The organism is Geodermatophilus sp. SYSU D00691 (assembly GCF_054050275.1).
In genome coordinates this window covers 1-20,061 of record NZ_JBJGYZ010000037.1, presented here as the reverse complement: position 1 = coordinate 20,061, position 20,061 = coordinate 1, and the positions used below count along the sequence as shown (strand labels likewise).

At 75.3% G+C, this 20,061-nt stretch carries 21 protein-coding genes; 8 read left to right on the top strand and 13 right to left on the bottom strand.

The genetic code is table 11. From position 1 onward, the window contains the following. Position 1: 1 nt before the first annotated feature. From ACI797_RS22630 to ACI797_RS22615, 4 genes are all read left to right on the top strand, one after another. A complete protein-coding gene (locus tag ACI797_RS22630; RefSeq protein WP_456861641.1) occupies positions 2-472 on the top strand; it encodes a TIGR03618 family F420-dependent PPOX class oxidoreductase in 471 nt (156 codons plus the stop codon). After that, the gene (locus ACI797_RS22625) at positions 469-1,167 is read left to right on the top strand and encodes an MBL fold metallo-hydrolase (RefSeq protein ID WP_456861639.1); all 699 of its coding nucleotides are present in this window, start codon (positions 469-471) and stop codon (positions 1,165-1,167) included. Before ACI797_RS22630 ends, ACI797_RS22625 begins: the two co-directional genes overlap by 4 nt. 88 nt (positions 1,168-1,255) lie before the next feature. Further along, entirely contained in the window at positions 1,256-1,882 is a 627-nt protein-coding gene (locus ACI797_RS22620; protein ID WP_456861637.1) for an FMN-dependent NADH-azoreductase, read from the top strand. Further along, the gene (locus tag ACI797_RS22615; RefSeq protein ID WP_456861635.1) at positions 1,882-3,114 is read left to right on the top strand and encodes a PhzF family phenazine biosynthesis isomerase; all 1,233 of its coding nucleotides are present in this window, start codon (positions 1,882-1,884) and stop codon (positions 3,112-3,114) included. The genes ACI797_RS22620 and ACI797_RS22615 overlap by 1 nt, the downstream gene beginning before the upstream one ends. A gap of 22 nt (positions 3,115-3,136) precedes the next feature. Here ACI797_RS22615 and ACI797_RS22610 read toward each other — a convergent pair whose 3' ends face one another. Beyond that, positions 3,137-3,595, bottom strand: coding sequence for a hypothetical protein (locus ACI797_RS22610; protein ID WP_456861633.1), 459 nt, complete (start codon positions 3,593-3,595; stop codon positions 3,137-3,139). Positions 3,596-3,919: 324 nt separating this feature from the next. Between ACI797_RS22610 and ACI797_RS22605 the strand changes: the two genes are divergently transcribed. Next, positions 3,920-4,417 carry a hypothetical protein gene (locus tag ACI797_RS22605; protein WP_456861632.1) on the top strand — a complete coding sequence of 166 codons (498 nt, stop codon included), beginning with the start codon at positions 3,920-3,922 and terminating at the stop codon, positions 4,415-4,417. Between the two features lie 233 nt (positions 4,418-4,650). Then, the gene (locus tag ACI797_RS22600) at positions 4,651-5,904 is read left to right on the top strand and encodes a hypothetical protein (RefSeq protein ID WP_456861630.1); all 1,254 of its coding nucleotides are present in this window, start codon (positions 4,651-4,653) and stop codon (positions 5,902-5,904) included. 1 nt (position 5,905) lies between these two features. On the opposite strand, the gene ACI797_RS22595 is transcribed toward ACI797_RS22600, so the two are convergent. After that, a complete protein-coding gene (locus tag ACI797_RS22595) occupies positions 5,906-8,293 on the bottom strand; it encodes an ATP-binding protein (RefSeq protein ID WP_456861628.1) in 2,388 nt (795 codons plus the stop codon). A 146-nt stretch (positions 8,294-8,439) separates the two neighbouring features. Here ACI797_RS22595 and ACI797_RS22590 point away from each other — a divergent pair, with 146 nt between their 5' ends. Next, complete coding sequence (locus ACI797_RS22590) at positions 8,440-9,009, top strand: cupin domain-containing protein (RefSeq protein ID WP_456861626.1); 570 nt, start codon at positions 8,440-8,442, stop codon at positions 9,007-9,009. A 382-nt stretch (positions 9,010-9,391) separates the two neighbouring features. After that, positions 9,392-9,610 (top strand): hypothetical protein, encoded by a 219-nt coding sequence (locus tag ACI797_RS22585; RefSeq protein WP_456861624.1) that lies wholly within the window; start codon positions 9,392-9,394, stop codon positions 9,608-9,610. A 193-nt stretch (positions 9,611-9,803) separates the two neighbouring features. On the opposite strand, the gene ACI797_RS22580 is transcribed toward ACI797_RS22585, so the two are convergent. From ACI797_RS22580 to ACI797_RS22530, 11 genes are all read right to left on the bottom strand, one after another. Beyond that, complete coding sequence (locus ACI797_RS22580; protein WP_456861622.1) at positions 9,804-10,574, bottom strand: hypothetical protein; 771 nt, start codon at positions 10,572-10,574, stop codon at positions 9,804-9,806. Between the two features lie 55 nt (positions 10,575-10,629). Continuing rightward, the gene (locus ACI797_RS22575; protein ID WP_456861620.1) at positions 10,630-10,941 is read right to left on the bottom strand and encodes a hypothetical protein; all 312 of its coding nucleotides are present in this window, start codon (positions 10,939-10,941) and stop codon (positions 10,630-10,632) included. 69 nt (positions 10,942-11,010) lie between these two features. Then, a complete protein-coding gene (locus ACI797_RS22570) occupies positions 11,011-11,907 on the bottom strand; it encodes a cytochrome D1 domain-containing protein (protein WP_456861618.1) in 897 nt (298 codons plus the stop codon). Between the two features lie 335 nt (positions 11,908-12,242). Next, positions 12,243-13,367 carry a 5-methyltetrahydropteroyltriglutamate--homocysteine S-methyltransferase gene (locus ACI797_RS22565; protein WP_456861616.1) on the bottom strand — a complete coding sequence of 375 codons (1,125 nt, stop codon included), beginning with the start codon at positions 13,365-13,367 and terminating at the stop codon, positions 12,243-12,245. A gap of 39 nt (positions 13,368-13,406) precedes the next feature. Further along, positions 13,407-13,814 (bottom strand): VOC family protein, encoded by a 408-nt coding sequence (locus ACI797_RS22560; protein WP_456861614.1) that lies wholly within the window; start codon positions 13,812-13,814, stop codon positions 13,407-13,409. Between the two features lie 155 nt (positions 13,815-13,969). Continuing rightward, complete coding sequence (locus ACI797_RS22555; protein ID WP_456861612.1) at positions 13,970-14,173, bottom strand: hypothetical protein; 204 nt, start codon at positions 14,171-14,173, stop codon at positions 13,970-13,972. A 284-nt stretch (positions 14,174-14,457) separates the two neighbouring features. Further along, a complete protein-coding gene (locus ACI797_RS22550; protein ID WP_456861610.1) occupies positions 14,458-15,096 on the bottom strand; it encodes a class II aldolase/adducin family protein in 639 nt (212 codons plus the stop codon). Further along, a complete protein-coding gene (locus ACI797_RS22545; RefSeq protein ID WP_456861609.1) occupies positions 15,093-16,115 on the bottom strand; it encodes a methylthioribose-1-phosphate isomerase in 1,023 nt (340 codons plus the stop codon). The genes ACI797_RS22550 and ACI797_RS22545 overlap by 4 nt, the downstream gene beginning before the upstream one ends. Positions 16,116-16,138: 23 nt before the next feature. Further along, positions 16,139-18,436, bottom strand: a complete 2,298-nt coding sequence (gene pucD / locus ACI797_RS22540) for a xanthine dehydrogenase subunit D (RefSeq protein ID WP_456861607.1) — start codon at positions 18,434-18,436, stop codon at positions 16,139-16,141. Positions 18,437-18,509: 73 nt separating this feature from the next. After that, entirely contained in the window at positions 18,510-18,980 is a 471-nt protein-coding gene (locus ACI797_RS22535) for a (2Fe-2S)-binding protein (RefSeq protein WP_456861605.1), read from the bottom strand. Positions 18,981-18,982: 2 nt separating this feature from the next. Continuing rightward, the gene (locus tag ACI797_RS22530; RefSeq protein WP_456861603.1) at positions 18,983-19,855 is read right to left on the bottom strand and encodes an FAD binding domain-containing protein; all 873 of its coding nucleotides are present in this window, start codon (positions 19,853-19,855) and stop codon (positions 18,983-18,985) included. Positions 19,856-20,061: the final 206 nt, after the last annotated feature.

Here is a 20,061-nt window from a genome sequence, read left to right as displayed (position 1 = left end):
CGTGAACGCTGATCTGGAGCTGGTCCGACGGCTCGTCGCGGCCGAGCACGGCCTCGCCGTGGTGTCCACCACCCGGGCCGACGGCGGCGTCCAGGCCTCCGTCGTCAACGCCGGGGTCCTCCCCCACCCGGTCGGCGGCGAGCCGGTGGTCGCCTTCGCCGCCCGCGGCGGCACCCGCAAGCTGGCCCACCTGCGCCGGCGCCCCCACCTGACGCTGGTGCTGCGCGCCGGCTGGGAGTGGGTCGCCGTCGAGGGGGACGTCGAGCTCGCCGGTCCCGACGACGCCGATCTCGGCCTGAGCGCGGAGGAGGTCCGCCTGCTGCTCCGGCGGGTCTTCGCCGCGGCGGGCGGCACGCACGACGACCTCGACGAGTACGACCGGGTCATGCTGGCCGAGCGCCGCACCGCGGTGCTGGTCCGGCCGCAGCGGGTGTACACCAACCCGCCGCAGGCCCGGCACGTCGAGCGGTGACCGTCGAGGTCCTGCGGCGCGACGACGACGTCGTCCTCTCCCGGCTCGTGGTCGGGCCGCTGCGGACCAACACCTACCTGGTGACCTGCGCGCGCACCGGGGACACCGCCGTCGTCGACCCCGGGGACGACGAGCCGCGGATCACCGCCGCGCTGCGCGGCGGCCGGGCCGTCGCCGTGGTGCTGACCCACGCGCACTGGGACCACGTGCAGGCCGCCGACGCCGTCCGCGCCCGGCACGGGTGCCCCGTGCTCGCCCACCCGGCGGAGGACGCGGTGTGGGCGCACGAGCTCGCCCACCTGCGCGCTCACGGGCAGTGGGACTGGGGGCTCGAGCACCCGCCCGCCGGCGCGGCGGCACCGGTGCCGCGGTGGGACGGGCGGGTCGACCACCGCCTCGCCGACCACCTGCGGATCGGGCAGCTGGACCTCGAGGTGCTGCACACCCCGGGCCACACCCTGGGCTCGGTCTGCCTGCGGCTCGGCGCCGACCTGCTCACCGGCGACACGCTGTTCCCCGGGGGTCCCGGCCTCACGGGCTGGCCGCTGTCGGACTTCGGCACGATCCTGGCGTCGATCGAGAGCCGGCTGTTCGCGCTCCCCGACGCGGTCCGCGTCCACCCGGGGCACGGGCCCGGCACCACGGTCGGCCGGGAGCGCCCGTCGCTGGCGGAGTGGCGCCGCCGCGGCTGGTGACAGCCGCGCGACAGGGCGGCGACACGACCGCGGCCGACGGTGGGGCCAGACGCGGCGAAGGGCCGCGGCCGATCCCCAGGAGTCCCCGATGTCCCGCCTGCTGCACGTCTCCGCCTCCCCGCGCGGCGCCCGCTCCGAGTCGCTGGCCCTCGCGGCGACGTTCCTCGCCACCTACCGCGAGCTGAACCCGCTCGACACCGTCGACACCTACGACCTCTGGGACGGCACGCTGCCCGAGTTCGGGCCGGCCGCCGCCGGGGCGAAGATGACGATCTTCGGCGGCGGGCAGCCCGAGGGCGCCGAGGCGCAGGCGTGGGCCGCCGCCCGCGCCACGTTCGAGCGGTTCGACGCCTACGACCGCTACGTGTTCAGCGTCCCGATGTGGAACGCCGGCATCCCGTACGTCCTCAAGCAGTTCATCGACGTGGTCAGCCAGCCCGGCATGGTCTTCGGGTTCGACCCGGTCGCCGGGTACACCGGCCTGCTGCGGGGCAAGAAGGCGGTCCTGCTGCTCACCAGCGCGGTCTACGGCGTGGGGAGGCCGGCCACCTTCGGCTCGGACTTCCAGTCGCCGTACCTGCGCGACTGGCTGAACTGGGCCGGCGTGCTCGACGTCGAGGAGGTCACGTTCCGCCCCAACCTCGCCACGGCCGACGCCGCGGCCGGACGCGAGCGGGCGCACGAGGAGGCCCGCCGGCTGGCGGCGAAGTTCTGATGGCGCGCTCGCCCGAGGAGGTCGTGCTCGGCTTCCTGCTCGACGTCCGCTCGGGGCACCGCCCGCACCGCGCGGGGACCTACCTGGCCCCGCGCGTGCGCGCGCACCAGGGCCGGCCCGGCACGGCGCGCGCGGTCGTGACCCGCGACCCCGAGCAGTACGCCGAGCACGTGCGCGAGATGCTGTCCGCCGTCGGGCCCTGGACCTTCGAGGTGCTGGGCTTGACGCGGCGGGCGGGGCTGGTCGAGGCCACCTGGCGGCAGACCGGCCGCGTGGTCGAGCACGGCCGGGCCGGCTACCGCGTCCGGCACGGCCGGATCACCGAGTACTGGATCGAGTCCCACCAGGACGGCGCCCCCGGCGCGGGAGGAGCAGCAGCAGTGCCGACGACCGACCGCGAGGTACTCCGGTACACCGCGTTCAGCACGTCCCCGGACGGCGGCAACCCCGCGGGGGTGGTGCTCGACGCCGGTGGCATGTCCGCGGAGGAGATGCTGGCCACCGCGGCGCAGGTCGGCTTCTCCGAGACCGCCTTCCTCGCCCCGCGGGACGGCCGCTTCGACGTCCGGTACTTCAGCCCCCGCGCCGAGGTCTCCTTCTGCGGGCACGCGACCATCGCCTCGGCGGTGGCGTGGGCCGAGCGGCACGGCCCCGGCCGGCTGCTGTTCGACACGCCCGCCGGCGAGGTGGAGGTCGTCACCCGGCGCGCGGACGACGGGACCGTCCGGGCCACCCTGACCAGCGTCCCGCCGAGGACGGCGCCGCTCGCCGACGCCGACCGGCGGGCCCTGCTGGCCGCGCTGCGCTGGTCGGAGGACGACCTCGACGCCTCGCTGCCGCCCCGCGTGGCGTACGCGGGCGCCTGGCACCCGGTTCTCGCGGTGACCGGCCGGGACCGGCTGCGGGACCTCGACTACGACTTCGACGCGCTCGGCGCCCTGATGGCCGCCCGCGACTGGACCACCGTCGACCTCGTGTGGCGCGAGGACGCCACGACCTTCCACGCGCGCAACCCCTTCCCACCGGGCGGGGTGGTCGAGGACCCGGCCACCGGCGCGGCCGCGGCCGCCCTGGGCGGCTACCTGCGCGAGGGCGGGCACGTCCCGGCGCCGGTCACGCTCACCGTCCACCAGGGCGCCGACATGGGCCGCCCCGGCGTCCTCGAGGTCGACGTCCCCGCGGGAGCCACGGGCATCCGCGTCACCGGGACCGCCGTCCCGCTGCCGGCCTGACCCCACCGACGACCGGGCGCCGTCACGGCGCCCGGTCGTCGACCCCGTCCGCGGTCAGCGCGTCGAGCAACCGGCGGTGGGCATCGGCCAGGGCCGCCAGCTGCCGGCGCAGCCGTCGCACCTCCTCCTCGAGCGCCTCCACCCGCCCGGGCGGCGCGGCGGCCGACGGCCCGACGGCGAGCGCCCGCACGGGCTCGGGTGCCGGTGCGGGTCCCGCGGCGGGCGGGCGGGCGTCGTCGGGCGGGACGACCCGGCCACCCGTTGCCGCCGGTGACGGATTGCCCGAGCGCTCCAGGTACCGCCGGGCCACCTCGACGGGGATCCGCCACACCGTCCGCTGCCCCTGGAGGACCTGCTCCCCCGCCAGGTTGCCGGCGCGCAGCTGCGCCCGGATCGCCGCCGGGGTGACCTGGCGCAGCTGGGCCAGCTGCTCGACGGTGAGGAAGTCGTCCTCGAGCTCGTCGAACGGCGGACCGGTCATGTTGCGCAACCTTACGTCCCCGACTGCTTGCGCAATGCGTTTCGCAGCGACATCGCCGCCTCCCGGCGGGTTCAGCGTCCGGGCACATGGATGCTGGGCGTGTTTGCGCAACTCGGGTACCGCAGTACGGGAGTCGTTGCGCAAACGTGGAGCATCGGCTGGCTTGCGGTGACCCCACCCGTAGTTGCGCACGCGCGGTCGCCCCGCTCCCGGGGCGAACCCCCCGAGTGGGACGAGTGGGACGGCGGGCCCAGGACTCCCGGGACGCACCCCGCGAGTCGCGTCGGGCGGGCGTCGGCGCCGTGACAGGATCCAGGCGTCGAAATGACCAGCGTGCAACTCGAGGAGGACCACGTGCCGACCAGCTCCGCGGCGCCCACCCGCGCCCGCCGCACCTCGCGAGAGCCCGGCTTCTACACCCGGGCGCAGGTCGAGGAGGACCTCGGGCTGACGGCGACCGAGCTGGACACCTTCGAGCGCGCCGGCGTGCTGGGGGCCGAGCAGCGCCGCCGCCGCGGGGACACCCGCCCGGTCCTCTACTCGACCAGCGACCTCGCCGTCGCCCGCTTCGCGATGGCCGCGCACCGCCTCGGTGTCCGCGGCGAGCAGCTGCGCCGGCTCAGCGACGCGCTGCGGCTCAAGCGCAAACGGCTGCAGCCGGGCTGGAGCGGCCTGGTCGTCGTCGACGGCGACGGGGACGTGGAGCTGCTCGACGACGCCGGCGGCCTCGGCGACTACCTCCGCCGCTACCCCGTGCCGGTGGCCTCGCTGCTGGTGACCGCCCTGAGCGTGCCGGAAATCGTCACGGACGCTGCCGCGTGAGCGGGCCCGTCGCCCCGGGGAGGCGCGCCGTGCGCTGACCGACCCCAGAAACGCAACGTGGCACCGGCCTGCCAGCCGATGCCACGTACACGCCCGACGGCCTGCGAAAGCCTCCGGAATGGACGCCACAAGGCTAGCAGCGGTCCGCCGGGTTGTCGTGCTGTTCCCTCGGCGCCGGTGTCAGGTTTCGCGACACCGGTGTCCGCGTCCTGCGCCCGGAGAGCTGCCGAACCATGACCGCTTCCCCTCCCCCGCCCGTCGGGGCCGGTACGCCGACCACCGCCCGGCCGGCGCTCGTCTTCGAGGTCACCAAGACCATCGCCGCCTACACCACCGACGGCATCGCGCCCGGCGGTGGGCTGAAGGTGACGGTGGTGCCCGAGGCCGCCCTGCAGCTGCAGCGGGCCCTCGGCGTCAAGCTGTTCTCGGCGCTGTTCACGCTGATCTGCATGGCCGGCGACGACGGCTCCCGCCTGGTGGTCGACACCAACGCCTCGAAGCTCGCCGAGCAGCTCGGCTGCAGCCGCCAGAAGGCCGGCGAGATGGTCACCCAGCTGGAGCAGGCCGGGTTCCTCGACCGCCAGCAGGCCCGCGGCATCGGCGGCCGTGCCGACCGGTTCGGCCGCGGCCGGTACGTCCTCTGCCCCGACCTGTACCGCGCGGTGGAGCGCCGCCAGTCCCTCACGCACAGTGAGCGCCCGCTCGGTGGCTCGCCCGCCGGTGTCACGGGAGCTGACACCGGTTCGCGGGGAACCGGTGTCACGGAAGCTGACACCACGCCGACCGCTGTCAGCCGACCTGACACCGGCGACGGACCCGCAGGTCGCACCGGTGGCAGGTTCTCCGACGGCGGGGTGCGCAGTCACCGTCATGGAGATGGGATGGATGAAGACCATCCATCTCCCCCGGCACCCGACGCGCGGCTGACGCCGCCGTCGGTCGTCGCCGGGCTGCCGGTGGCCGACGTCGTCGCCCTGCTCGAGCAGTGGGGCGTGTTCGACGCCGAGTCCGTCGTCCGCACCGCCGACCCCGCGGCGCTCGACGCGGCCCTGCGCGAGATCTCCGGGCGCTTCGGCGAGATCAAGAACCCCGGTGCCTACCTGCGCCGGCTGCTGGCCACCGGCGGGCCGACCCCGCCGCGCGACCGCGCCGCCGCCGTCCCTCCCCCGCTGCCCGCCCCGCCGGCTCCGTCGGTCCCGGCGGCTCGCCCGGTCGTCCGGCCCGCCGTGCCGGAGCCGGAGGCCGCCCGTCCCGCGGCGGTCCAGGCCCCGGCCGGCCCGAGCCTCCCAGAGCTGACCGGCGAGGATCTCGTCGCGGTGTACGCCGGGTTGTCGGAGGACGCGCGGGGAGCGGTCGACTCCGCCCTGGGCCGGATGGCGCAGGTGGCCGGCGCCGGGTGGTGCAACGTGCCGGGTCTGATCCGGCCGCGCCGGCTCTACCTGGTCGGGGTCCTGGAGCGGCTCGGGCTGCTGGACGGCGCCTGGTGAGCTACGACGGCCGCACGTCCCCGGCGGGCACCTCGTCGAGGACCCCGGCGAGCGCCAGGTCGGTCACGAGATCGGCCGGGAGCTCCCGCCCGCGCCGGACGGCGTCGTCGAACGCCGACCCGAGCGCCGCACGGGCGCCGTCCTGCGTCCGGGCCTTCAGCTCCGGGTCGGGCAGGTAGTAGTTGTAGCCACTGCCCCACGAGCTGCCGAGCGCGGCCTCGGCGGCGCCCAGCAGCACCGCCGCCCGTTCCCACCGGCCGTCCTGCCCCTCCAGGACGGCGAGGGCGTCGAGGAAGTAGGCGGTGTTCGCCCGGTCGCCGGTCTCGCCGGACAGGACGACGCCCTCGTGCAGCAGGTCGCGGGCGGCGTCGAACCGCCCCTCGCTGGTGGCGGCCTGGGCCAGGTTGTAGAGGGCGACGTAGGTGACCAGCCGGTCCCCGCGCCGCCGGGCCGCGGCGAGCCCCCGCTCGAACAGGGCGCTCGCCGCGGCCGTGTCGCCGGTGACCAGGCGGACGGTGCCGAGCCAGACGAGCCCGAGCGAGCGCAGCCAGTCGGCGTCGGCCTCCTCGGCGAGGTCGAGCGCCCGCTGCAGGTGCCCCTCGGCCTCGCCGAGCTCCCCGGTCGCCATGGCCACCAGGCCGAGGCCGCCGTGACCGTTGGCCTGCATCTGGATGTCGCCGGTCCGCTGCGAGAGGGCGAGCCCCTCGGCCCACCGGGCCGCGGCGGCGGCGTAGTCGCTCTCGACGTAGGCGAGGCAGGCCGCCGTCGTCGCGGCGCGGGCGCGCACCGCGTCGGAGAGCTCGAGGCCCAGCGCGGCCTCGACCCACTCCCGTCCCTGGCGGTCGCCACCGCGCAGCCACCAGGCCAGCCACACCGCCCAGCACATGCGGGCCGCGGTCTCGCCGTCCCCCGCGCGCAGCGACTCGGCGATCGCGTGCCGGACGTTGCCGTCCTCGGTCGCGAGCCGGTCCAGCCACTCGACGGCGGCCGCCGTCTGCAGCGCCGGCTCCGCCTCCTCGACCAGCCGCAGGTACCGGGCGGCGTGGGCGGCCGTCACCGCCGGCCGCTCCCCGGCGGGGAGCAGGGAGTCGGCGTACTGCCGGATCGGCTCGAGCATGCCGTAGCGGACCTCGCCCCCGGCGCCGTGCGACGTGACGACGAGGGAGTGGTCCACCAGGGTGCCCAGGGCCGGCAGCACCTCGGCGGGCGGAATGGACGGCGGCGCGACCGCCTCCGCGCCCTCGAGGTCGAAGCCGCCGGCGAACACGGCCAGCCGGGGCAGCAGCGCCCGCGCGGCCGGCGTCAGGAGGTCGAAGCTCCAGTCGAGCGTGGTGCGCAGGCCGCGCTGGCGGGCCGGCAGGTCCAGCGTCCAGCCGGTCGCGAGCGCCTGGTCCAGCCGCTGCAGCAGGGCCGACGGGGACAGCAGCTTGACGTTCGCGGCCGCGAGCTCCAGGGCCAGGGGCAGGCCCGACAGCCGCCAGCAGATGGCCGCGACGTCGCCGGCGGTGGCCGGCGTGACCGCGAAGGACGGCACCACCGCACGGGCGCGGGAGACGAACAGCTCGCCGGCGGCCGACGACGTCACCTCGTCCGGGGCCGGCCCCTGGGTGGACGCCGGCAGCCGCAGCGGCTCCACCACGCGCTCCTGCTCGCCGCGCACCCGGAGCGCGGCACGGCTGGTGACCAGCACGGTCACGTCGGGACAGCCCGCGAGGATCTCGGCGACCGTGCCGGCCGCCTCGGTGAGGTGCTCGAAGTTGTCGAGGACGAGCAGCAGCTGGAGCGGGCGCAGGACGTCGATGAGCGCCGGCACGGCGCTGCCGTCGCCGGGCTCCCCCGTCCGCAGCTCGCGCACGCCCAGCGCCCGCGCCACCGCCGCCGGGACGGCGCCGGCCTCGGCCACCGGGGCCAGCGGGACGAACGCGACGCCGTCCCGGAAGGCGGCCGCGGCCTGCCGCGCCGCCTCGACGGCCAGCCGGGTCTTGCCGACACCGCCGGGGCCGGTGAGCGTGAGCAGCCGCGGCCACGGTGCGGTCAGCAGGGTGAGGATCTCGGTCAGGTCGCCGCCGCGGCCGACGAGGGACGTCGCCGGGGTCGGCAGGCCGCGTGCCGCGGGCGCCGGCGGCGCGGCGGCCTCGTGCGCGGCGGGCTCCCCGTCGAACAGCCACTCCCGGTCGGCGTCGGAGAGGCCGAGGGCGGTGGCCAGCGTGCGCACCGTGTGCGGGTAGGGCCGCCGCCGCACGCCGCGCTCGAGCGCGCTGATCCCGTTGACGCTCAGCTCCGCCCGGGCGGCCAGCTCGGCCTGGGTCATGCGGGCCGCCTCGCGCAGCGCCCGCAACCGCTCCCCGAAGGGAGGATCTCCCGGTTCTGCCGCCCCCGTTCCCGACACGGCCCGATGCTAGGCCGCTCGGCGGGGCGGCCGCGGGCGCCCGCACCAGCAGGTGTGTGGGTGGTGTGTGGGTGCTGACCGTTCCGCGCGCGGGGTGCGCACCGGAGAGTCGACGTCGTACCGCCACCGCAGTGGAAGGAGTTCCGGTGACGCCGACGAGCAGGCAGCCGGTGTGCATCCCCGACGACCCGGCGACCGGTGCCGTCACGCCGTGGGGCGACCGCTTCCGCGAGGTGGTGCCGGCCAACCTCACCACGGGCGCGTTCTCGACCTTCCTGGTCGACGCATCCCCGGGCGACGGGCGGCCCGACTGGGTCCACCACGCGGCCGACGAGGCGTTCGTCGTGCTCAGCGGCACGGTGACGTTCAGCGTGGCGGGGTGCGAGGACTACCGCGACCTCGGCCCCGGTGCCGCCGTGTTCGTCCCGCGGGGTGCCCGCCGGTCGTTCCGCACCGGCGCTGCCGGGGCGCAGCTGCTCGCCACGCAGACGCCGGGCTGGCGGATCCACGGGCTCGCGGCACCCACCACGGACGCGCTCACCCTCCGCCAGGTCGCCGACGCGCTCGCCCTCTGCGGGATCGAGCTGGTCCCCGCCGACCAGCGGGCGCCGGTCCGCGCCCTCCGCCCGGCCTCGCCGGTGTCCCGCGAGCTGGTGCTCGTCGGCCGGCGGATCCCGGCGGATGCCGCCGCGCGCGTCGTCGCCTCCGTGGGCTGACCGTGGCCCTCGACCTCAGGTCGAGGTCGAGAGCCACGGCCCGTCCGGTTCAGCGGCTGTACTGCTCGGCGCGCGAACCGTCCCGCGGCACCCGGCGGGGGGTGGGCAGGTCCCTCGTCAGCGGCCGCAGACGCGGTTCCGGCTGGGAACGGGTGGGGAGCGGCTGTCGCATGGAGCACCGTCCGATCGTCTCGGTCCGTCACGGGAGTGCAGCCTGGCGCCCGGCTGGCGGACCGATCGTGCGCAGCGGCCCCCGGACGCCGGCCCCGCCACGCCGGGTGCCGGGGACGGGCGGACGGCCGCACCGCGTGTCCGGTCCACACGCAGCCGGCCGACCACTCCCCGGCACGGCGACCGCCCGCACGTCCTACGCTGCGCAGACGTGACCGCGTCCCCCTACCTGGTCGAGCGCCTCGTGGACCCGCAGCGGCAGGTTGAGATCCTGGTCGACGGCCGGTGGTGGCCCGGCGTGCAGCGCGGCTGGCGGATGTACGACGACGGCTCCGGCTGGCGCGCCGCCGTGAGCTACGTCGTCGAGACGGCGACGGGGCTCGAGGCCCGCGAGGACGACGTGCCGGTGGGCCAGTTCCGCAGGGCCTAGGAGCGGACCTCGCGCACGACGACGACCCGGCGCCGGGTCGTCCAGGGACGGGGAACCGGCGGCTGGGTGCGCTCGGGCGGCTCGTGCGGGGAAGTCACGGGTCGAGTAGAGCGACCCCACCGGTCCACGGGCCAGACCTGGGGGAACGCTCCGGCGAAGTTCACCCGAACGGTCGCCGACCGGAACCGGCGCGCTACTCGGTGGCGACCTCGTCGGCCGGCGGTGCGCTGATCTCGACCGGCTCGTCGAAGTCGCTCAGCTCGACGAGGGTGCGGACGTCCTGGCCCTGCACGGTGAACTCCTGGAGCACCCGCACCGGCCGGCCCTCGGCGTCCACCCACAGGTCCACCGGCAGCCGCGTCAGGCCGGAGCTGAGCAGGTCCGCCCGCCCGGGGGTGTCGTTGGGCAGCCGGAGGACGTCGACGGTGAGCCGGTAGTGCGTCGCCGGCGCGCCGGCCACCTCCTCCTCGCCGACCACCTCCACGGTCGAGGACTCGGCGAACGCGGTGTACTGCGCGAGGTCGCTGCTCGACCGCGTCGACTCCAGCGACGCGGCCAGCTCGCGGATCAGCGGGTTGCTGCTGTCGGCGCTGACGAGCAGCCACGGCCGGTCGGAGGGGTTGATGCCCTCGGGCAGCTGCACGTAGGTCTGCTCGTCGACCTGGACGACGCGGATGTCCCCGACGCCGGGCACGGTCTGGGTGAGGTCGAACGCCTCGGCGCGCCCGTCCTCGAGCAGCTGGTCGCCGCTGCCGGTGATCTCCGTGCCGGCCGCCGAGACCTCCAGCTCGATGTGCGCCGACTCGATGTCCGCCGCGCCCTCGCGCAGGTGCTCGGCGAGGCCGGCGGCGTCGGTCGGCGGCGCCCCGCCGCCGACCTGGTCGATCCACTCGGACTGGCCGCACCCGGTGAGCACCCCCGCCGCGAGGACGACGGCGGGCAGCGCGGTCCGCTTGCTGGTCACCAGCGGACCGTAACCGCTCCGCTCGCCCGCGCGGCAGGTCGGCGCACCGGCGTGCTCAGGCGGCGTCGTCCTCCTCGACCCCGGCCAGCGCGGACCGCAGCTCGAGGGAGAGCAGCCACGGCGCGACGACGTCGTCCATGTCCCGGCCGCTGGCCGCCACCAGGTCGTCGACGAGCGCCGCGACCAGCCCGCGCGCGGCCATGTAGACCGTCGCCGCGTCGACCAGCGCCGGCTCGTCGCCGATCTGCAGACCGCCGGAGCGCACCCGGATGACCTCTCCGTTGCCCCAGCCGAGGTCGGATGCCGCGCTGCCGAGGAGGGCGATGGCGGTGCGCAGTTGCTCCGGGACGGGAACGTCGACGTACATGGGGACTCCAGGTCTGGTCGGTGTCCCCTGGGTTTTCGGCGCGCGCCGCCCGCGGTTGAGCGGAACCCGTCACGCGGACGTCCGCAGCATGGTGAGCGTGCCCGCCCCGAAGTCGGTGACGAGGACCGAGTTGCCGCTGGGCAGGACCGCGAGGCCGGTCGGGGTGGTCCCCGTCGGCACCCGCGCCGTCACCGTGCCGGCGGCCACGTCGACGGCGGACACGGTGCCGTCGCCGGAGTTGGCCGTGTAGAGGTGGCGGCCGTCGGGCGCGAACACGATGTCCTGCGGCTCCACCCCGACGGTGGGCACCGTCGCGACCACGGTGTTCGTGGCCGGGTCCAGGATCGTGACGTCGCCGCTGATGTAGTTGACGAGGGCTGCGCGCGTGCCGTCGGGCGACATCGCGATGGCGTGCGGACCGTCCCCGACCGGGATCGTCGCGGTGACCTGCTGGGTCGCCAGGTCGAGCACGGAGACCAGGTCGGAGAAGTGGTTGGTCACGTAGCCGGTGCGCCCGTCGGCGCTGAACGCGATCCAGTGCGGGCTCGCCGCCATGGGGACACGCGCGACCACCGCCATCGCGTCCGGGTCGACGACCTCGAGGTGGTCGTCGTCGTACAGCGGCACGTAGACCCGGCCGTCCGGGCCCTCGGCGACCGCGTACGGCCCGCGGCCGACCGGGACCCGGCCGACCACCAGGTCGGTCGCGGTGTCCACGACCACGACGACGTTGGTGGTGAAGTCCTCGGTGTAGGCGCTGACGTAGGCGCGCTCGCCGTCCCGGGAGAACGTGACCAGCTCAGGGGGTGCGTCCGGTACGGGGATGGTCGCGGTGACCCGCCCGGTGACGTTGTCGATGCGGACGAGGCGGCTCGCCGCGGGATCGGCGACGTACGCGTAGGAGCCGTCGGGGGCGACCTGGACGTGGTGCGGTGCGCCCCCGAGCGGGAGCGATGCGGCGACCACCGGTGTGGCGACGCTGGTCTCCGGGGGTGGGGCGCTGGTGCTCCTGGCCGATCGTCGACCGTCGTCGTCCGCACCGTGCCGGTGGGCGGAAGTGGAGGCGGAGGCGGCGGTCGGGTCCGCGGCCGGGGCCGGGTCCCCGCCCCGTGCCAGTCCCACCGCGACGCCGGTCGCCACCAACGCCACGAGTACGACGACGAGCAGCACGAGACCGATGTGCCTGGACCGGCGTCGGTGCCGACCGTGCTGGTGGAGCATGACGTCCCCCGGGCTGAGCAAGGTTCCCCCGGGGGAGAGTGCTCCTCCGCGCGCCGGAATGCACTACCTAGCGGAACAGATCAGCCCCAAACCTCCTCGGCGGTCTCGACGATGAGCGCGAGCTTGGCGATCTGCTCGTCGCGGGTGAGCGCGTTGCCCTCGACCGTCGAGGAGAAGCCGCACTGACCCGAGAGGGCGAGCTGGTCGAGGGGGACGTACTTCGCCGCCTCGTCGATCCGCCGTTTGAGGTGGTCCTTGCTCTCCAGCTCGGGCCGCTTCGTCGTCACCAGGCCCAGTACGACGCGCTTCCCCGGCGGCACGAACCGCAGCGGCTCGAACCCCCCGGAGCGGGCGTCGTCGTACTCCAGGAAGAACCCGTCGACCTCCAGCCCGCCGAACAGCGCCTCGGCGACGAAGTCGTAGCCGCCCTCGGCGACCCACGAGGAGCGGAAGTTGCCCCGGCACATGTGCGTGGTGACCGTGAGCCCTTCGGGCCGGCCGGCCAGCGCGGCGTTGATCTGCCGGATGTAGCGCTCGTGCAGGTGCTCGGCGTCGCGGCCCTGCGCGGCGATCTCCGCGCGCTGCGCCGGGTCGTTGAGGTAGGCCAGGCTGGTGTCGTCGAACTGCAGGTAGGTGCAGCCCTGCGCGGCGATGCCCCGGACCTGCGCGGCGTAGGCCGCCGACAGCGCCTCCCAGAACGAGTCCTCGTCGGGGTAGACCGCCGGGTCGATCGCCGCGGCGCCGCCGCGGTAGTGGACCATCGACGGCGAGGGGATGGTCAGCTTCGCCGTCTGCTCCGGCGAGACCACGCCCTGCAGGTAGGCGAAGTCCTCGCCGAAGATCGGCTCGGGGATCGCCAGCGGGCCGTCGACGTGCAGCCCGGCCGGGGTGAAGTCGATCGTGCCGTCGGCGTTCTTGAAGTGGACGACGATGTTCTGGTCGGTGACCTTGGTGATCCCGTCGATCCGGTAGATGAAGTCCATGTGCCACGACGCGCGGCGGAACTCGCCGTCGGTCGCCGTCTGCAGGCCGACGTCGCGCTGCATGCGGACGACGTCGGTGATCGCCTCGTCCTCGATCCCGCGCAGCTCGGCGTCGTCGATCTCCCCCGCGGCGTGCCGTGCCCGGGCCTCGAGCAGGCCCTGCGGGCGCAGCAGGCTGCCGACGTGGTCGGCGCGGAACGGGGGGCCGGATCGGTCGGTCATGGCTCGAGCTTGGCCGACCCCGCCGTTCCGCGCGAGCGGTCAGCGCTTGCCCTGCTGCACCGCCCAGGTGTTGCCGTCGGGGTCGTCGAAGAAGAGGAAGGAGTTGAAGTCGGCGTCCTGCGGGTCGCGGCCCGGCTTCTGCTCTCCGTCCTCGAAGTGGACGACGCCGCTGTGCGCCACCCCGGCCGCGTCCAGCTGCTCGGCGGCGGCGGTGATGTCACCGACCACGAACTGGTTCCCCTTCATCGAGCCGGCGGCGCTCTGCGGGATGCCCGTGCCGAACACGATCGAGCACGCCGACCCGGGCGGAGTCACCTGCACCACCCGGAAGTGCTCGTTCGGCGCGAAGTCCGTGTCGACGGCGAACCCCAGCTTCCCGCCGTAGAACTCCTTGGCCCGGTCGACGTCGCTCACCGGCACGACCAGCACTTCCAGCTTCCAGTCCATCGCTCCTCCTCCGCGGGTGGGTCCCTGCCTACCGGACCGCCGGACGGGGGTGAAGTCATCGGTCGCGCGGTGGTCGACCGTGCGGGAGTTGGGGCGGTGAGCGGTCTCCCGGGGGGCGGTAGAGCGCGGGGGCCGTCGTTGGGGGTGATATCGGGTCAACCCCGGCAGAACACCCAACCTTCGGGCCGCGGAACGACGCGCGCGTGAGTCGCCGGCCATGTCTCGTACCTGCCGACGCGACCGTCGACGTCCTCGTACTCGAGCAGCAGGCGCCCCTCGCCGACCTTGCTGGTCCGGATGACCCTGACGGTTCCGATGTCCTGCCGGACGAGGAGGTCGCCGGCGACGAGCTTGCCCATTCGCGTCGGGGTAGTCCTGTTCTCGTTCATCTTCAACTCCACCTGCTGGGGGCCGGGACGTCCCGCTGGAGCACCCGCAGGATCGCGCCGCCGGTGGCGTCTGGCAACGGCCGGTGATGTGCACCCGCGGCGCAGTTCAGGCGATCGGATGCACCTGATGCGCACATCGCTCCCGGAACCGCGTCGGAGTGCGCTCGAGCGGGGTTCTGATCGCGAGATCCCGGCCGGAGCGCACTCCGTTCCGCCGGGGCCGACGCCCGCTCGCGGTCAAGTCTCTCGGAGCGTCACGGTGAATCGTCGGCGTGGTGGGCAACCCCGGCGGGGAAGGCGGTGGTGGTGTCGCCGAGGAGCAGCATCCGGTAGGTGGCGGTCGCCGCCTCCTCCAGGTTCGCCGCCCTCCGGAACGCCATGCCGACGTCCGGGCCGAGCGCCGAGCAGCCGTGGTGCGAGAGCACGACGCAGTCGTGGGTCCGGGCCTGTTCGGCGGCGGCGTCGGCCAGCGCGTCGGAGCCGTTGGGGTGGAACGGCACGGTGCCGACCGAGCGGACGTACACGGCGTGGTCGAGGGTGAGCAGCCGGATGGGGTGGCCGAGGGCGTCGACCAGCACGGTGTGCTGCGGGTGCAGGTGGACGACGGCGCCGGCGTCCGGGCGGGCGAGGTAGGTGCGCTGGTGCAGCTTCCACTCGCTCGACGGCCGAGCCGCCCCGCCGACGACCTCGCCGTCCAGGGCGACCACGCTGAAGTCGCCGGGGGTCAGCCGGTCCAGCCACGTGCCGGCCGCGGTCACCACGAACCCGGTCTCCCCCGGCAGCCGCGCCGAGAGGTTGCCGCCGCTGGCCAGCACCAGGCCGCCTTCCACGGCGAGGCGGCCGACCTCGACCAGCTGCTCGACCGCCTCGGCGCGGGTGGTCGCCGTCCTCATGCCGACCAGTAGGAGGCGACGTCGATCGGCGCGAACCGCCCGCGGTCGGTGACGACGGCGCTGACGAACCGCGGCGGCGTGACGTCGAAGGCCGGGTAGACGCCGGTCACCCGGTGCGAGGCGGTGCGGCGGCCGAGGGTGTGCAGCACCTCGTCGCCGCCGCGGTCCTCCAGCTCGACGTCGGCGGCGGTGGGCGCCTGCCGGTCCGGCGCCTGCACCAGCGCGACGAACGGCACCCCGAAGGCCTGCGCCGCGACCGCGATGGACAGGGTGCCGATCTTGTTGACGACGGCGCCGTCCATCGTCACCCGGTCGGCGCCGCTGATGAACACGGTGACCTCCCCGCGGCTCATGAGGTGGGCGGGCATGCCGTCGGTGACCAGGCGGGTGGGCACCCCCATCTCGGCCAGGCTCTCCGCGGTCAGGCGGGCGCCCTGCAGGTAGGGGCGCGTCTCGGTGCACACCGCGTCGATCCGCTTCCCGGCGCGCAGCACCGCGGCGACCGTCTCGGTCAGGTAGGCGTCGGCCCAGCAGTGGGTGAGCACGGTGGCGCCGTCGGGGACCAGCGCCGCGGCGTGCTCGCCGAGCGCCCGGTAGCCGGCGCGGGCGCGGTCGGCCAGCGCGGCGGCCGCGCGCTCGACGTCCCCACCGGCCTCGGCGACCGCGAGCAGCTCGGCGACGACGTCCCGGATGCCGTTGTTCGTCGGCCGGGTGGCGACCAGCCGCCGCGCGGCCTCGCGGACGGCCTCGAGCCGGCCGCTGCGGGCGGCCAGCACCATCCCGCCGGCGGCGGCGAACGGCGGGCCGAGGCTCTGCGTGACCATGTCCTCGATCGCCTTCGCCACGTCCTCGACGCTGCGGCAGGTCACCCACACCCGCTCGAACGGGAACACGCGTCGGTCGAGGATGCGGACGGCGTCCGCCTCCACCACCACGCTCTGCCCGACCAGCGTCGGCACGGGCACGTCGGCGTTGATCATCGGCGCGTGGCTGGTCGACACACCGGCGGGGGCAACCACATGACGATGATCATCGGTGGAACTCAGGTCTCCGTGATGTGCTCCGGGCGGATCGGCACCCGGCGCAGCTTCTTCCCCGTCGCCGCCCGCACGGCCGCCGCCACCGCCGGGCCCGACGAGATGGTGGGCGGCTCGCCCACCCCGCGCACGCCGTAGGGCGCGTGCGGGTCGGCGTACTCGAGCACCTCGATGCGCATCGGCGGGGTGTCGAGGATGGTCGGGATCAGGTAGTCGGTGAACGACGGGTTGCGCACGTGCCCGTCGGCGACGACGACCTCCTCCATGAGCGCCAGCCCCATGCCCTGGGTGCTGCCGCCCTGGATCTGGCCGATCACGGCGTCGGGGTTGAGCGCCTTGCCGACGTCCTGCGCGGTGTCCAGCGCCACCACCTTGACCAGGCCGAGCTCGGTGTCGACGTCGACCACCGCCCGGTGCGCGGAGAACGCGAACTGCACGTGCGCGTCGCCCTGCCCCGTCCTGGGGTCGATCGCGTGGGTGGGCCGGTGCCGCCACTCGACGGTCTCCTCGACCGCGTCCGCGCCGAGGACCTCGGCCAGCCCGGTCAGCACCTCGCCGGAGACGCCGACGACCTTCTCGCCGTCGAGCACCAGCGACCCGACCGGCAGGTCGAGCGCGGTCGCCGCGCGCTGCAGCACGCGTGCCCGCACCGCCTCGCAGGCGGCCTTGACCGCGCCGCCGGTCACGTAGGTCTGCCGTGACGCCGACGTGGAGCCCGCCGAGCCCACCCCGGTGTCGGCCGGGACGACGACGACCCGCTCCACCCCCAGCTCGGTGCGGCAGATCTGCTGCTGCACGGTGACCAGCCCCTGGCCGACCTCGGCGGCCGCGGTGTGCACGGTGGCCACCGCCTCGCCGCCGGTCACCTGCAGCCGCACCCGGGCGGTCGAGTAGTCGTCGAAGCCCTCGGAGAAGCCGATGTTCTTGTAGGTCACCGAGTAGCCGACGCCGCGCCGCACCCCCTCGCCGTGCGTGGTGTTGCTGACCGCGCCGGGCAGGGTGAGCAGGTCCCGCTCCCCCTCCGGCTCGGGCGGGAGCGGCATGTCCTTCACCTTCTGCAGCAGCTCGGCGACCGGCGCGGCCGAGTCGATGAGCTGGCCGGTGATGTTGCGGTCGCCCTCGCGCATGCCGTTCTTCTGCCGGATCTCGACCGGGTCCATGCCGAGGACGTCGGCGAGCTCGTCCATCAGCGCCTCGTGCGCGAACGCCGCCTGCACGCAGCCGAACCCGCGCATCGCGCCGCACGGCGGGTTGTGCGTGAAGACGCCGCGGGCGTCGACCGACACGTTCGGGATGCGGTAGGGCCCCAGCCCCAGCGTGCCGGCGTTGCCGACCACGGCCGGCGTCGAGGACGCGTAGGCGCCGCCGTCGAGCAGGACGTCGGACTTGGCGTAGACCAGCGTGCCGTCGCGCTCGGCGCCGAACTCGTAGTGCAGCCAGGCGGGGTGGCGGTGCACGTGGCCGTAGAAGGACTCCTCGCGGCCGTAGACCATCTTCACCGGCCGGCCCGTGCGCAGCGCCAGCATGCAGGCGTGGATGTGCACCGACAGGTCCTCGCGGCCGCCGAAGGCGCCGCCGACCCCAGCCAGGGTCAGCCGCACCTTCTCCGGCGGCAGCGCCAGCGCCGTGCACATCTGGCGCTGGTCGACGTGCAGCCACTGGGTGGCGACGTAGAGGTCGACGCCGCCGTCCTCCCCCGGCACGGCCAGCCCCGACTCCGGGCCGAGGAAGGCCTGGTCCTGCATGCCGACCTCGAAGTCCAGCGACACCACGACCGGCGCGGTGGCCTCCGGGTCGCCGCGGCGCAGCGTCAGGTGCCGCACCAGGTTGCCGGCCGGGTTGACCAGCGGGGCGTCGTCGTCCAGGGCCCGCCGGGGGTCGGTGACCGCCGGCAGCGGCTCGTAGTCGACCCGGATCCGGCGGGCCGCGCGGCGGGCGGTCTCCGGGTGGTCGGCGGCGACGAGCGCCACCGGCTCGCCCTCGTAGCGGACGACGTCGGCGGCGAGCACCGGGGAGTCGGCGTGCTCGAGGCCGTAGGCGTTCTCCCCCGGGACGTCGTCGGCGGTGAGGACGGCGGAGACCCCCGGCACCGCCAGCGCCTCGGTGACGTCGATGCCCTTGATCCGCGCGTGCGGGTGCGGGCTGCGCAGCGTGACGCCCCAGACCATGTCGTCGTGCCACAGGTCGCTGGCGTAGGCGAACTCCCCGGTGACCTTGAGCGTGCCGTCGGGGCGGAGCGGGCTGTCGCCGATCCGGCCGGTGGTGGTGGTCGGCGGCGCGGGGCGGGTGCGGGTCTCGGTCATCAGTCCTCCTCGCTGGCGCTCGTCGGCCAGATGCCCGGCGGTGCTCCATCTCCTCGTGACCTCGCGAGCTCGGTCACCCCGGCACCTGCTTCCGCGCGGCGAGCCGCACGGCGTCGAGGATCTTCTCGTAGCCGGTGCAACGGCACAGGTTGCCGGCCAGGGCCTCGCGGATCTCCAGGTCGTCGGGCTGCGGCACCCGCGCCAGCAGGTCGTGCGCGGCGACGACGAGCCCGGGTGTGCAGAAGCCGCACTGGACGGCGCCGGCCTCGACGAACGCCTCCTGGACCGGGTGCAGACCCTCCTCCGACGCCAGCCCCTCGACGGTGACGACGTCCCGGCCGATGGCCTGGCCGGCCGCGACCAGGCACGAGCACACCGGCTCGCCGTCGAGGTAGACGGTGCAGGAGCCGCACTCGCCCTGCTCGCAGGCGTTCTTCGAGCCGGGCAGGCCGAGCCGCTCGCGCAGCACGTAGAGCAGGCTCTCGCCGGGCCAGACGTCGTCGACGGTCTGCTCGGTGCCGTTGACGGTGGTGGTGACGCGCATGCTCAGGCCGCCTCTCGGTACTGGTCCCACGCCCAGGTGGCGGTGCGCCGGGCCATCACCGACAGCGCGTGCCGCCGGTAGGCCGCGCTGCCGCGGACGTCGTCGATGGGGGCGGCCGCCGCGGCGACGCGCTCGCCGAACGCGCGGGGCAGCGACTCCGGCAGCGGCCCGCGCGACTCCCACAGGCCGGCGGCGTCGAGCTCACCGGCGAGGAACTGCTCGGCCTCGGCCGCCCGCCGGGGGGTCGGCGCGGCCGAGCCGATGCCGGTGCCCACGGCGCGCCGGTCGGGGTGCAGCGCCAGCGCGAACGCCGTCACCGCGATGACCATCGCGTTGCGGGTGCCGATCTTGGAGAACTGCTGCGGACCGGCGGCGAGGGGCACCAGCACCGCGGCGATCAGCTCGTCGGCCTCGAGCGCGTTGCGCTTCACGCCGGTGTAGAACTCCGCGGCCGGCACCTCTCGGTTGCCGCGCGCGGCCGAGGCCACCTCGACCACGGCGTCGGCGGCCAGCAGCGGCGGATGCGAGTCGCCGGCCGGGGAGGCCGCGCCCAGGTTGCCGCCGACGGTGCCGCGCATGCGGATCTGCGGCGAGCCCACCGTCCGCGACGCCATGGCCAGCCCGGGCAGCTGCCCGCCGAGCTCGGAGATCACCCGCGCGTAGGTCACCCCTGCGCCGAGCCGCACCCGCGCGCCGTCGGTCGACCACTCCCGCAGCTCGGCCACCCGGCCGAGGTCGAGCAGGGCTCCCGGCCGGCGCCGGTCGAAGTTCAGCTCGACCATGACGTCGGTGCCCCCGGCGATCGGCAGCGCATCGGGCCGCTCGGCCCGCAGCGCCAGGGCCCCGGCCCACGTCGTCGGTTGCAGGAAGTCCATGGCTCTCCTCGCCATCGGCCCGTGGGTGGTCCTCGAAGGGAACCCCCCGGTCGGGGAACTGGCAAGGCGCCACGACCCGCCGTCCGCCATCCGACGGCAGGGATGCACCGAACGCGTGACGGGGGGGGGGGGGGGGGGGGGGGGGGGGGGGGGGGGGGGGGGGGGGGGGGGGGGGGGGGGGGGGGGGGGGGGGGGGGGGGGGGGGG